Origin of the sequence: Pseudomonas sp. NBRC 111133 (assembly GCF_001320605.1) — a bacterium.
Classification (GTDB): domain Bacteria; phylum Pseudomonadota; class Gammaproteobacteria; order Pseudomonadales; family Pseudomonadaceae; genus Aquipseudomonas; species Aquipseudomonas monteilii.
The window spans coordinates 67,111-80,005 of record NZ_BCBJ01000054.1; the positions used below are offsets into that span (position 1 = coordinate 67,111).

Sequence of the window (12,895 nt, forward strand, 5' to 3'; positions counted from 1 at the left end):
TCGTGGCTTTTTTTTTGCCTTTCACTGTTGCCGAAGAATGCACTCCAGCAACCCGGGAAACCGCTCACCCAGCATTTCGCTACGCAGCGAATTCATGTGGGTTGTTCCCACGTTGCGGGTATGCACCAACCCCGCATCGCGCAACACACGGAAGTGGTGGGACATGCTGGACTTTGGCCGGCCGCCGTCCAGCTCGCCGCAGCTGGCTTCGGTGACACCGGCCAGGTGTCGGACGATTTCCAGGCGCACGGGGTCGCTCAGCGCATAGAGCAGGCGTTCGAGGATCAGGTCTTCAGCGGTGGGGTGTTTGTAGGCTCGCATGGCTCACATGATAACGGGGGTTTCATTAATTGCCATAGTTCGATTATGATCGAACAACAGTATTCAGATAAACCCGGAGTTTCCCATGTCCGCACTGTTCGAACCCTATACCCTAAAAGACGTCACCCTGCGCAACCGCATCGCCATTCCGCCCATGTGCCAGTACATGGCCGAGGATGGCCTGATCAACGACTGGCACCAGGTGCATTACGCCAGCATGGCCCGTGGCGGTGCCGGCCTGCTGGTGGTCGAAGCCACGGCGGTGGCACCGGAAGGGCGCATTACCCCCGGTTGTGCCGGTATCTGGAGCGATGCCCACGCCCAGGCTTTCGTGCCGGTGGTGCAGGCCATCAAGGCGGCCGGTTCGGTGCCGGGCATCCAGATTGCGCACGCCGGCCGCAAGGCCAGCGCCAACCGCCCGTGGGAGGGGGACGACCACATGGGTGCTGATGACGCGCGTGGCTGGGAGACTATCGCCCCGTCCGCCATTGCCTTTGGCGCGCACCTGCCAAACGTGCCGCGCGCAATGACCCTGGACGACATCGCCCGGGTCAAGCAGGACTTCGTCGATGCCGCCCGCCGTGCGCGTGATGCCGGCTTTGAGTGGATCGAACTGCACTTTGCCCACGGCTATCTGGGCCAGAGCTTCTTCTCCGAGCATGCCAACAAGCGTACCGATGCCTACGGCGGCAGCTTCGACAACCGCAGCCGTTTCCTGCTGGAAACCCTGGCTGCAGTGCGTGAAGTATGGCCGGAGAACCTGCCGCTGACCGCGCGTTTTGGTGTGCTGGAGTACGATGGCCGCGATGAGCAGACCCTGGAAGAGTCGATCGAGTTGGCGCGCCGCTTCAAGGCCGGTGGCCTGGACCTGCTGAGCGTGAGCGTCGGTTTCACCATCCCTGAGACCAACATTCCGTGGGGACCGGCATTCATGGGGCCGATTGCCGAACGCGTGCGCCGTGAGGCGAAGCTGCCGGTGACCTCGGCGTGGGGCTTTGGTACGCCGCAACTGGCTGAGGCCGCGTTGCAGGCCAACCAGCTGGACCTGGTGTCGGTAGGGCGTGCGCATTTGGCTGATCCGCACTGGGCGTACTTTGCGGCCAAGGAGCTGGGGGTGGAGAAAGCTTCCTGGACCTTGCCGGCGCCGTATGCGCACTGGCTTGAGCGCTATCGCTGAGGTTTGACGGGCTGCCTTGCTGGCCTATTCGCGGGCAAGCCCGCTCCCACAGGACACCACAGGTTTCAGACCCTGCGCCATACTGTGGGAGCGGGCTTGCCCGCGAATGGGCCAGAACAGGCTAAAACCGATCCAACCGGTAGGCCTCCCTCTCAGGCCTACTGGCCTGCTCAGCCAACCGCCCCACCCACTCCGCCGTCACCGCTGCCTGGGTCAGCCCCAAATGCTGATGCCCAAACGCCAACAGCACCCGCCCGTCACACACCCTGTCGATCACCGGCAACGAGTCTGGCAGCGAAGGCCTGAAGCCCATCCACGGCGTAGCCCCTTCGGCACTCAAGTCTTGCCGGAACAACCCCTTGCTCAAATGGTGCAACTGCCAGGCGCGTTGCATGCTCGGCGGTGCCTCCAGCCCGGCGAATTCCACCGTGCCGGCCAGGCGCAAGCCGTCGGCCATGGGCGTCATGATGAACTTGCGTTCCAGCGACGTGACCGCAAACGGCAGGCGCTGGTGCTCACTCGGCAGCATCAGGTGGTAACCGCGCTCCGTGTCCAGCGGCACCCGTTTGCCCGTCAGTGCGGCGGTCAGTTTCGCAGAGTGCGCACCACAGCTGATCAGCACCTGACGGGTATTGAACGTGCCCTGGTCGCTGACCAGGGTGACCCCGCCGCTGTGCAACCGGCCACCCTCGACCTGCGCCTGGGCAAACCGTACGCCACTGGCTTTGGCCGCTTCGAACAGCTCGCACACCACCCTGTATGGATCGATGAAATGACCGGTCTTCGGAAAGAACAGCCCGCCGAGCAATGACGGATTCAACTGAGGTGCCGCTTCGCGTACGGTCTCGGCCGACCAGAAGTCCACCGGCACCGCTTGTTGTTGCATGCGTGCGCGCAAGGCCTCCAGCGCCTGGCGTGATTCAGGCTTCTCGAACACCAGCAGTGAGCCATCTTCCTGGAACAGCTCGCTGCGCCCGATCGAGCCCAGTAGGCGCTGCCAGGCACTCAGGCTGCCTTCGTTCAGTGTGCGGATGCCGGCCACGCTGCGCTGGAACGGCGCCGGGCGCAGGTTGAGCAGCAGTCGGGTGAACCACGGCATGGCCTTGGGCAGGTACTTCCAGTCCAGGCGCAGGGGGCCCATCGGGTCCAGCAGCATGCGCGGCAGGCGCTTGAGGATGGACAGGTCGGCAATCGGGAACACCTGCTCGGTCGCCAGGTGCCCGGCATTGCCATAGGATGCGCCCTGGCCGGGCGCCTGACGGTCGACCAGCAGCACTCGGCGGCCCTGACGGGCCAGTTGCAGGGCGCAAGCGACGCCGACAATGCCGGCGCCAACCACCGCGATATCGGTTTCAGCGGTTTTGAGCATGCTCAGCCTTCCCGTTTACCGTCAAGCAGGCGCCGCAGCTGCAGCGGGTTGCCGTGCTGCAACGCCGACGGCAGCAAGGCTTCGGGGAAGTTCTGGTAGCACACCGGGCGCAGGAAGCGCAGGATCGCCGCCGTGCCCACCGAGGTGGTGCGGGCATCGGAGGTGGCCGGGAACGGTCCGCCGTGGACCATCGCATCGCACACCTCAACGCCTGTCGGCCAGCCATTGACCAGAATGCGCCCGGCCTTGCGTTCAAGGGTTGGCAGCAGGGCGCGGGCGCTGGCGATGTCGGCATCGTCCAGTTGCAAGGTAGCGGTCAGTTGGCCTTCCAGATGCTCGGCCACCTGGCGTACCTGCTTATCGCTCTTGCACGCCACTACCAGTGACGCGGCGCCGAATACTTCGGCCTGCAACGCCGGGTCTGCAAGGAAGGCTTCGGCCTGGGTCACGAACAACTGGGCCTGGCATTGGTTGGGGCCTTGCCCGGCCTGACCACTGGCTGCCGCCTCGGCATTGGCGTTTACCGCCAGGGCACCGACACCGGCCTGGTAAGCACTGAAGATGCCCGGGGTGAGCATGGTCTGCGCGGCGGCCTGTTGTACGTGCTCGCTGGCGGCAGCGATGAAGCGCTGCAACGCGGGCCCTTGCCGGGCGACCACCAGGCCGGGGTTGGTGCAGAACTGGCCAGCACCTTGGGTCAACGACGCAACGAAGCCTTGCGCCAGCGCTTCGGCGCGGGCCTCTAGAGCCGCCTCGAAGAGGAATACCGGGTTGATCGAGCTCATTTCGGCGTACACCGGGATCGGCTCCGGGCGTGCCTGAGCGGCCTGGCACAGTGCGACACCACCGCTGCGCGAGCCGGTAAAACCCACTGCCTTGATGCGCGGGTCGCTGACCAGGGCGATGCCCACTTCTCGGCCAGAGCCGTACAGCAGCGAGAACACGCCGGCCGGCAAACCGCACAGCTTCACCGCTTGCGCCACGGCCTGGCCGACCAGTTCGCTGGTGCCAGGGTGGGCGCTGTGGGCCTTGACCACCACCGGGCAGCCAGCGGCCAATGCTGACGCGGTGTCGCCACCGGCCACCGAGAACGCCAGCGGAAAATTGCTGGCGCCGAACACGGCCACCGGCCCCAGGGCCACCTGGCGCTGACGCAGGTCGGCGCGGGGCAGGGGCTGGCGTTCGGGCTGGGCATTGTCGACCCGCACATCCAGCCATTCACCAGCCCGCACCACCCGGGCGAAAGTGCGCAACTGGGTGCAGGTGCGGCCACGTTCGCCCTGGATGCGTGCTTTGGGCAGGCCGGTTTCGGCCACGGCGCGGTCGATCAGGGCATCGCCGAGGGCTTCGATCTGCGCGGCGATGGTTTCGAGAAATTGTGCCCGTTGTTCGAGCGAGGTTTCGCGGTAGGCGTCGAATGCCGCCCAGGCCAGGGCACAGGCCTGGGCCACGTGTTCGCCGGTGCCGCCGAGGTAGGCCGGTTCCAGCGTTTGGCCGGTAGCCGGGTTGATGGCGCGGATGGCTTCGCGGCTGCCGGTTACCGGCGTCTGGCCGATCAGCAGGTTGCCTGTGAGGGGCATGTAGCCTCCTTGGAATCAAATACGGGTATCAAGGGAAACCGCAGCCCCTGTAGGAGCGGCCTTGCCGGGGCGCCGGACCGGTCCTACAAGAGTCCGCGCAGGACTAAAGTCAGGCGACGTTCTGCTCAGCCGACCAACTCGCATACCAGCTACGGAACAGCGCGTACTGCTGCTCGGCATAGTTGCGCTGGGCATCGGTCAGCACGTCGGTCTCGTTGAAGTGCAGGCTGTACTCGCTGTCACCGTTCAGCACCATCAGGTGCTTGTAGTACAGCACCAGGTCGCAACCCTCATCGAACGACGACAGCACCGCCAGTGCCGCCTCCAGTTCACGCGCCAGGCGGCGGGCCTTGGCGTCGCCCTTGGCCGCCTGCTTGCTCAGGCTCACCAAATGCAGCACTTCACGCGGCAGGGCGTTGCCGATGCCGGTGATGGCACCGGTGGCGTTGCAGTTGACGAAGCCGTGCACCACCTGAGTGTCCACGCCAACCATCAAGGTCACAGCCTCATCCTTGGAGGTGATGTGCTCGGCGGCATAACGCAGGTCGGCACCCCCGCCGAACTCCTTGAAGCCGATCAGGTTGGGGAACTCGCTGCGCAGTTCGAAGAACAGATCGGCACGGGTGGCAAAACCGTAGTAGGGGCTGTTGTAGATGACTGCCGGCAGCTTCGGCGCAGCAGCCAGGATGGCCGAGAAGTGGTGTTTCTGGGCGATCAGCGAGGCACCACGGCTAAGCACGCGGGGGATGACCATAAGGCCGGCGGCACCGACCTTGGCGGCATGGGCAGCGTGGGAAACCGCTTCGCGGGTGTTCACCGCACCCGTGCCGACGATGGTCGGAATGCCGGCGGCCACCAGGCGCGCGACGCCTTCCTGGCGCTCGGCTTCGGTCAGCAGCGGCCAGTCACCCATCGAGCCGCAGTACACCACGGCGCTCATGCCGGCCTCGATCAGCTCTCGGCCCTTGCGCACCAGGGCGTCGAAGTCCGGCTTGCGGTCGGCGGTGCATGGGGTCATCAAGGCGGGCATGGTGCCGGTGAAGATGTTGTCAGTCATTGTTGTCACTCCTCGCAATGTTCAGTCGGAAAAAGCCGGGGTCAGATGCCCCAGGCGAACGGGTCTTGTTCGTCGATCAGCAGGGTGCTGTCGGCGGTCATGTAGGCGCGGCCGGTGATGAACGGGCGAATGTGTTCGCCGTCGCGCTCGTAGCGGCCGTGGAACTGGCTGCCGGTGATGCTCGCCTGCACCCAGGTCTGGCCTTCGGCAAGCTTGCCGTCGGCGGCCAGGCAGGCCAGCTTGGCGCTGGTGCCGGTACCGCAAGGTGAACGGTCGTAGGCCTTGCCTGGGCACATCACGAAGTTACGGCTGTCCGCGTTGGCGTCGTTGGCGAACAACTCGACGTGGTCGATGGGGGCGCCGTTTTCACCGGTGATGCCCTGGGCTTCGAGGGCCTTGAGCATGGCCCAGGTGTACTCGGTGAGCGCTTCCCGGTTGTCCAGCTCGATGCGCTGGCCGTGTTCGGAAACCAGGAAGAACCAGTTGCCGCCCCAGGCAATGTCGCCGTGCGCGACGCCGTGCCCGGGCACATCCACCGCCACCTGCTGGCGGTAGCGGTAAGAGGGCACATTGCCGACGGTGATGGCGCCATCTTCATGCAGAGTGGCGCTGACCTGGCCGACCGGGGTGTCTATCTTGTGCACGCCGGGCGCGATCAGGCCCAGGTGCTGCAACGAGGCGACCAGGCCGATGGTGCCGTGGCCGCACATGTTCAGGTAGCCGGCATTGTTGAAGAAGATCACCCCGCACGTGGCGTCGGCCGACACGGGTGGGCAGTACAGCGCGCCCACCAGCACATCGTTGCCGCGAGGCTCCAGCAGGCAGGCACGGCGCCAGTGGTCGTGCAGCTCGCGCAGTTCGTCGCGCTGTTCGGCCATGCTGCGGCCATGCAGTTGCGGGAAGCCCTTCATCACCAGGCGGGTCGGTTCGCCGCCAGTGTGGGAGTCGATGACGTGAATCTGTTTCATGGGCTTGTCCCTTGCGTAAAAGATCAGGAGGCGACGGCAGCAGGGCGGCCGGCATAGGTGTCAGCGGTGGTTTCGCTTTCGTCCTCGCCTTCCAGGCGCACCAGGTGTGCAGGCACGCCAGTGGCCGCTCCCCAGTAGTAGATGCCCAGGGCACAAGCCGCCACGGCTACGGTGTCGAGCGGGTGGCCGATGACCCCCAGGCCGCCGAAGCTGCCCAGCCACGACAGCAGGATGGTTACTGCGTAGAAGCCGATCAGCCATGCCGACGAGCGCACTTGCTGGGCCAGTGACAGGTGCTGGGTGGGCACGAAGCGACCGCACAGCAGGTACAGCACGAACATCACGATTTGCAGGGCCAGTAGCCACGACACGGTATTCCAGCCGGACCAGTACACGATCAGCGCGGCGATGATGAACGACAGCGGCCCGAGCACGCCCATGCCCTTGACCCGGAACGGGCGTGGCATGTCTGGCGCATTGCGGCGCAGGGCGGCGACGGTGACCGGGGCCACGGCGTAGCTCAGTACCAGGGCAGCGGACACCACGTTGATCAGCGCTTCCCACGATGGGAATGGCAGGGTCCAGAACACCGACAGGGCAAACGTCAGCCACAGGGCCGGGCGCGGAATGCCGGACTCTGCATCGATGCGGGTGAAGTACTTGAAGAAGGTGCCCGTCTGCGCCCAGCCATAGATCACGCGCGGGGTGGCGTTCATGTAGATGTTGCCGCAGCCGCTGGGCGAGATCACCGCGTCCGCCACCACCAGGTAGGCCAGCCAGCCCACCCCCAGGGCAAGGGCGATGTCACGGTAGGGCAGGGCCAGTTCCTTGGTGACCGCAGCCCAGCCGTTGGTGAGCATTTCGGTCGGTACGCTGCCGAGGAAGGCCAGTTGCAGCAGGGCGTAGATGGCGGTGGACAGCAGCACCGAAAGGATCAGCGCAATCGGGATGGTGCGCTGCGGGTTCTTCACTTCGCTGGCCACCGAAATGATCGGTGTCAGGCCCAGGTAGGCGAAGATGATGCCGCCCGCCGACACGGCCATTTCCACCCCGGACAGGCCGAACGGGGCAAAACCGTGGACCTCGAAGTTTTCTGGCTTGAAGAAGGTGAACAGCACACCAATCACCAGCAGTGGCACGATGAACTTGAACACGCTGACCAGGTTGTTGGCCTTGGCGAAGGTTTTCACGCTGCGGTAATTGAGGAAGAAGAACAGCCCCAACAGCGCGAACTGCACAAGCCAGCCAAGCACGGTCGGGTCGCTTGAACCGGTTTGGGTCAGCCCGGGAAACCAGGCGGCGGCGTACTGGCGTGACGCGACCACTTCGATGGCGATCAGGCTGGAAAAGGCGATCAGGGTGATGAAGCCCATCAGGTAGCCCAGCAGCGGGCCGTGCGAGTAAACCGGGTAGCGCACCACGCCACCGGCGCGGGGCAGGGCGGCGCCCAGTTCGCAGTAGACGATGCCCAGCAGCAGTACGGCGAACCCGCCGAGGAACCAGGACAGGATGCCGGCCGGGCCAGCGATGGCCGAGACGTGGCTGGCGGCGAACAGCCAGCCGGAGCCAAAGATGGCCCCCAGGCCGATGAAGGTGAGGTCCAGCAGTGATAACTGTTTCTTGAATTTGCCTGACATGGGTTCGCCTTTTTGTTGGTTATTGGATAGGCAGGTCTGATGTCACGAGATGCGGCTTTGTGGGCCGCGCGCTTGTAGGACTTGGGCGGCTTGCGTGGGGCATAGAGTGAACCGGTCAGGGCGGCGGTTCTTGATGGTTTTCTGCAGAGGGAATGACGAAATCGGCACAGTTGCAAAAAATGCTGGCGGCGAGGGTGGGGTGCTGGATAGGCTGTAGGCCTTAGCGAATAAGGGCTGTAGAGATGTGTTGGTAGTGCCGGCCTCTTCGCGGGCAAGCCCGCTCCCACAAGTACAGCGCAGAATTAGAAGTGTGTCCGGGACCTGTGGGAGCGGGCTTGCCCGCGAAAGGGCCGGTACAGCCAGCAGAGAACCGACAGATGACCGATATTCCCCTGGCAACGCTATACCAATCCCTCGACCAGCACCGCCCCGCCACCTTGGAGGCCCTGCTGGCCAGCGTTTCCCTGCTGCTGCCGATCCTCGACGTAATCCCCAACGCCGCCATCTTTATCAAGGATCCGGCCGCCCGCTACGTGCTGGCCAACCACACCTTGGTCCAGCGCTGTGGCCTCAAGCGCTTGCAGCCGTTGCTGGGCAAGACCAGTGCCGAAGTGTTCCCGGCGCAGCTGGGCCCCGGCTACACCGAGCAGGACCGCCGCGTACTCAAGGAAGGGCTGGTGCTGGAAGACCAGCTGGAGCTGCACCTGTACGGCAGCCGCGAGCCCGGCTGGTGCCTGACCTACAAGCGCCCGCTGTACAACCAGGCGGGCGAGATCATCGGCCTGGTGGGCATTTCGGTCGACCTGCAATCAGCCGCCGACACTCACCCGGCCTACCAGCGCCTGGCCGCAGTGGACGAGCACATCCGCCAGCACTTTCACCAGCCGATCAGCATGGGCGAGCTGACCCGCATCGCCGGCATTTCCGTGGCTCAGCTGGAGCGCTACTGCAAGCGGGTATTTCACCTCACGCCCCGACAGATGATCCACAAGGCGCGCCCGGAGCACGCCCACCGCCTCCTGCATTCGGACCTGCCGATCACCGACGTGGCGATGCGCTGCGGCTACACCGACCACAGCGCCTTCAGCCGCCAGTTCAAGCAACTGACCGGCTTTACCCCGCGCCAGTACCGCCAGGCTACGGCGCTGTAGGCGCAGTGGTCGCAGGCGTCGCGATATTGGCCTGCCAGCGGTTATAGACCTTTTGCGCGCGCTCCATGCGTGACAGTTTCAGTACAACCAGCACGAGTCCGAGCATGAGGATCGCGGACAACCCCGCCAGAATGCCACGTTGCCCCTTTACCCCGTTTTCTACTTGTGCGCCGTAGTCGGATGCCAGGAAGAACGAGCAGATCGTGTCGAGCTTCTCTTCCGGCATGTACCGGGTGAAGGGCGCGAGGCTTTCTGAAGAGCGGCATTGGTCGAGCGTCAGTTTTTCATCCGGAAACCACATTTCAAACTTGATGTCCTGCGGTGACAGATAGAAAAAGGGGGAGTCCGGGTCATTTTTGAGCGATACCATCAAGTATTCCGACTGGCTCGCCATGGGTAGAGGAGCCATCATCATGCCAAGTACGGCCAGCAAGGCAATGAACCCCTTGAAACGCCGCGGGGAGAACCGCGCTGTAGCGAACTTGGGGGCGCTGAAGTCAGTCCAGTCAATGTAGGCGCGGTTGCGGCTCAGGTCGCCGGGCGCAAAGCCGTTGTCGACGATCCAGCGGTGCGCCTGGCTGGCCTCGTCCAGGTTATTGGCCGGGATGTTGAACTCATAACGGAAGAATTCGATCTCCCGCAGTTCCTTGCGCAGGGTATTCAACTGCGAGTGGCTGTCGAATTCGGTGGTGCCTCCAAAGCTGCGCCAAATAAGGTCTCGAAGGAAATACAGCGAGCCGGCCCGGCTGTAGATGAACCATAACGCCATCCCCAGCAGTATGGCCACACCGATACCGCCCAATGGGGCGAGCGTTTCTATGCTCCAGAATGAGGAGGCCAGGTTGGTGGAAGTCGTCATGTCAGCTCCTTGAGCGAAGTAAGCGGGCCTTGTGTCTGCATCAGGCCGGCGGGTCCGATAAGGTGACGATAGTAAAAGTGCTCAAGCTGACATGTCGTTAGTGAAACTTCCGAGTTGATTGTGGGAAATTTCCTTATTGTTCGCGAGGCATGAACTTCAAGCGTTGGCAAACAAGCTGCACGCCTCGGCAAAACACTGCTCGGCAATGGCTGAGCGCGGCTCGCTGCGGCGCAGCAACAGGCCGACCGGGCTGTGGATGGCTGCGTCGGCCACCGGCAGAATGCGCAGGTGCTCGCTGAGGTCTTCGAGGCCGCAGTCCAACGGCATGATCGCGCAGCACATGCCGGTGTTGATGGCCTGGATCAGCTGGAAGGTCGAGTCGCTTTCCAGTACCGCATGCGGTTCCAGGCCACGGCTGCGCAAGCTCAGGTCCAGCGACTGTCGGTAGTGCATACCCTTGCTCAACAGGCCCAGCGGTATGTCGCTGAGCGCGTCCCAGCGCAGGGTGTCGCTGCCAAACTGGAAGTGCCGGGTGTCGTGCAGCAGGCCCATGGTGGTGGTGCCCAGCTCCAGTACTTCGAAGAAGCTGGTGTTGACCTGGTCCAGGTAGCAGATACCCAGGTCGAGCTGGTTGCGGCTCAGTCCGTCGATGACTTGCTCCGAGCTCAGCGAGCTGAGCTGGAAGTGCAGTTCGGGGTATTTTTCGCGCAGCGGCAGCAGCAGGTGCATGGGGTTGAAGCTGGCCAGCGGCACTGTGCCCAGTCGCAGGCTGCCGACCACCTGGCCCCGGCAACTGGCGGCCTCGGCCTGCAGGCCGTCGTGGGCGGCGAGCAGGGTGCGGGCCCAGGCCAGAATACGCTCGCCGGCCTCGGTGAAACCTTCGAAGCGCTGGCCGCGTTTGACCAGCACCAGGTCCAGCTCGTCCTCCAGGTTGCGCAGGCGCATGGACAGCGTCGGCTGAGTGATATGGCACAGCGCCGCCGCCTGGCCGAAGTGGCGGGTCTGGTCGAGGGCGATGAGGAACTTGAGCTGCTTGATGTCCATGAAAGTGCCTGGCGTAGGGTTGTGCAGACCATAACCCACGTCTGCGATAGATGTCATTGATCGGCCGGTAAGCCATACCGATTGGACGCCCCCGAGCCACGCCTCTAGCGTGGTGACAATGCCATTCAAGGAGCTTTTACCGTGCGCGTCCAACCCGATGCGGTCTTCGTACCGCTCAACATCGCCGTGCTGACCGTCAGCGACACCCGTACCTACGACAACGATACCTCCGGCGAGCTGCTGGCCAGCCGGTCGGTCGAGATCGGCCACCGGCTGGTGGCGCGGGCGTTGCTCAAGGACGACCTGTACAAGATCCGCGCCCAGGTCGCCACCTGGATTGCCGACGAGCAGGTGCAGGTGGTGCTGATAACCGGCGGTACCGGCTTTACCGGGCGTGACAGCACACCGGAGGCGGTCGAGTGCCTGCTGGACAAGCGCATCGATGGTTTTGGCGAGCTGTTCCGGGCGCTGTCGATTCTGGATATCGGCAGTTCTACCGTGCAGAGCCGAGCGCTGGCCGGGTTGTCCAACCGCACGTTGGTGTGCTGCTTGCCGGGTTCCACCGGCGCCTGCCGTACGGCGTGGGAAGGAATTCTGGCGGAGCAGCTGGATGCAAGGCACCGGCCGTGCAACTTCGTCAAACACCTGTTGCCGATCGATGCCTGCGCAACTCGGGGCTGATACAACATCCTGCACGGGCCTCTTCGCGGGCAAGCCCGCTCCCATAGGTACAGCACAGGATTCGAAGTGTGTGAGGTCTCTGTGGGAGCGGGCTTGCCCGCGAAGAGGCCAGAACAGGCAATCACACACCGTCAGCTCAACACATACCCCACCGGCAACAACGCCGGTGGCAACTGCGTCTCCCCCAATCCCGCCAGCACATCCCGCTCCACCGTCCGCACCATGGCATCGGTCGGCAAGTCGTTCTCATCCCGCCCGAACGGGTCTTCCAGTTCGTTGCCAATCGCATCCAGCCCGAAGAACGTGTACCCCACGATGGTGGTGAACAGCGGTGCCAGCCAGCCCAGCGGCTCGGCCAGGGCAAACGGCAGCAGCAGGCAGAAGATGTAGATGGTGCGGTGCAGCAACAGTGTGTAGGGGAACGGTAATGGTGTGAACTTGATCCGCTCACAGGTGGCCTGCACCTCGGTCAGGCCTACCAGCCGCTGTTCCAGCAGGCTGTAGCGCCAATCGCTGATGTGCTGTTGTTCCGCCAGCCGCGAGCAATGCTGGCCAATGTCGCACAGGATGCCATCGCACACGTTATGCGGGCTGATCGCCTCTGGTCGGGCCAGCCAGGGCCGGGCGGCCGCCAGGTCGTCCTCGTTACGCAGGCGGGCATTCAGCGCATGGGCATAGCCACACAGGCTGCGCAGCAGCTCTGCGCGCAGCGCTTGGTCAGCAATCACCACGCTTTCGCGCACGAACGAGCGGGTTTCGATAATCAGCTTGCCCCAGGCCTTACGGCCCTCCCACCAGCGGTCGTAGCAGGCGTTGTTGCGAAAGCTCATGAAGATCGACAGCGACAGGCCCAGCAAGGTAAACGGCGTGGCACTGACCGGGTAGAAAAACGCGGGGAAATGGCGCTCGACCAGCACGATCAGCGCGGCCAACAGGGTCACCATCAGGCAGCGCAGGGCGATGCGCTTGACGATCGACCCCTTCAGGGTGAACAGCACACGCAGTACATCGGGGGTTGGGTGAACAATCATGGAAATCCAGAGACGGCCGT

The 12,895-nt window shown here is 64.0% G+C and carries 12 protein-coding genes; 3 read left to right on the forward strand and 9 right to left on the reverse strand.

What is annotated here, in order from left to right; all coding sequences use genetic code 11:
- Nucleotides 1–21: 21 nt before the first annotated feature.
- Nucleotides 22–321 (reverse strand): helix-turn-helix transcriptional regulator, encoded by a 300-nt coding sequence (locus tag APH36_RS11055; protein WP_060498643.1) that lies wholly within the window; start codon nt 319–321, stop codon nt 22–24.
- 85 nt (nt 322–406) lie between these two features.
- On the opposite strand from APH36_RS11055, the gene xenA reads away from it, so the two are divergent.
- Nucleotides 407–1,498, forward strand: a complete 1,092-nt coding sequence (gene xenA / locus APH36_RS11060; RefSeq protein ID WP_060498644.1) for a xenobiotic reductase XenA — start codon at nt 407–409, stop codon at nt 1,496–1,498.
- Between the two features lie 121 nt (nt 1,499–1,619).
- Here the strand turns inward: xenA and APH36_RS11065 are convergent, their stop codons facing one another.
- The 5 genes from APH36_RS11065 to APH36_RS11085 all read right to left on the reverse strand — a co-directional run bounded on the left by APH36_RS11065 (nt 1,620) and on the right by APH36_RS11085 (nt 8,109).
- Complete coding sequence (locus tag APH36_RS11065) at nt 1,620–2,867, reverse strand: FAD-binding oxidoreductase (RefSeq protein ID WP_060498645.1); 1,248 nt, start codon at nt 2,865–2,867, stop codon at nt 1,620–1,622.
- A 2-nt stretch (nt 2,868–2,869) separates the two neighbouring features.
- A complete protein-coding gene (locus tag APH36_RS11070; RefSeq protein ID WP_060498646.1) occupies nt 2,870–4,447 on the reverse strand; it encodes an aldehyde dehydrogenase (NADP(+)) in 1,578 nt (525 codons plus the stop codon).
- 109 nt (nt 4,448–4,556) lie between these two features.
- Nucleotides 4,557–5,504 carry a dihydrodipicolinate synthase family protein gene (locus APH36_RS11075; protein ID WP_060498647.1) on the reverse strand — a complete coding sequence of 316 codons (948 nt, stop codon included), beginning with the start codon at nt 5,502–5,504 and terminating at the stop codon, nt 4,557–4,559.
- A gap of 41 nt (nt 5,505–5,545) precedes the next feature.
- Nucleotides 5,546–6,472: a 4-hydroxyproline epimerase gene (locus APH36_RS11080; protein WP_060498648.1), complete on the reverse strand. Its 927-nt coding sequence runs from the start codon at nt 6,470–6,472 to the stop codon at nt 5,546–5,548.
- 23 nt (nt 6,473–6,495) lie between these two features.
- Nucleotides 6,496–8,109 carry an APC family permease gene (locus tag APH36_RS11085; RefSeq protein ID WP_060498649.1) on the reverse strand — a complete coding sequence of 538 codons (1,614 nt, stop codon included), beginning with the start codon at nt 8,107–8,109 and terminating at the stop codon, nt 6,496–6,498.
- Between the two features lie 377 nt (nt 8,110–8,486).
- Between APH36_RS11085 and APH36_RS11090 the strand changes: the two genes are divergently transcribed.
- A complete protein-coding gene (locus APH36_RS11090) occupies nt 8,487–9,260 on the forward strand; it encodes an AraC family transcriptional regulator (RefSeq protein ID WP_060498650.1) in 774 nt (257 codons plus the stop codon).
- Here APH36_RS11090 and APH36_RS11095 read toward each other — a convergent pair.
- The gene (locus APH36_RS11095; protein WP_060498651.1) at nt 9,247–10,119 is read right to left on the reverse strand and encodes a DUF6216 family protein; all 873 of its coding nucleotides are present in this window, start codon (nt 10,117–10,119) and stop codon (nt 9,247–9,249) included. The two genes, APH36_RS11090 and APH36_RS11095, sit on opposite strands and share 14 nt — an antisense overlap.
- Nucleotides 10,120–10,275: 156 nt before the next feature.
- On the reverse strand, nt 10,276–11,163 hold the full coding sequence (locus APH36_RS11100) for a LysR family transcriptional regulator (protein ID WP_060498652.1): 888 nt from the start codon (nt 11,161–11,163) through the stop codon (nt 10,276–10,278).
- A gap of 141 nt (nt 11,164–11,304) precedes the next feature.
- On the opposite strand from APH36_RS11100, the gene moaB reads away from it, so the two are divergent.
- Nucleotides 11,305–11,844 carry a molybdenum cofactor biosynthesis protein B gene (gene moaB, locus APH36_RS11105; RefSeq protein WP_060498653.1) on the forward strand — a complete coding sequence of 180 codons (540 nt, stop codon included), beginning with the start codon at nt 11,305–11,307 and terminating at the stop codon, nt 11,842–11,844.
- A 131-nt stretch (nt 11,845–11,975) separates the two neighbouring features.
- Here moaB and APH36_RS11110 read toward each other — a convergent pair whose 3' ends face one another.
- Complete coding sequence (locus tag APH36_RS11110) at nt 11,976–12,875, reverse strand: bestrophin family protein (RefSeq protein WP_060498654.1); 900 nt, start codon at nt 12,873–12,875, stop codon at nt 11,976–11,978.
- Between the last annotated feature and the right edge of the window lie 20 nt (nt 12,876–12,895).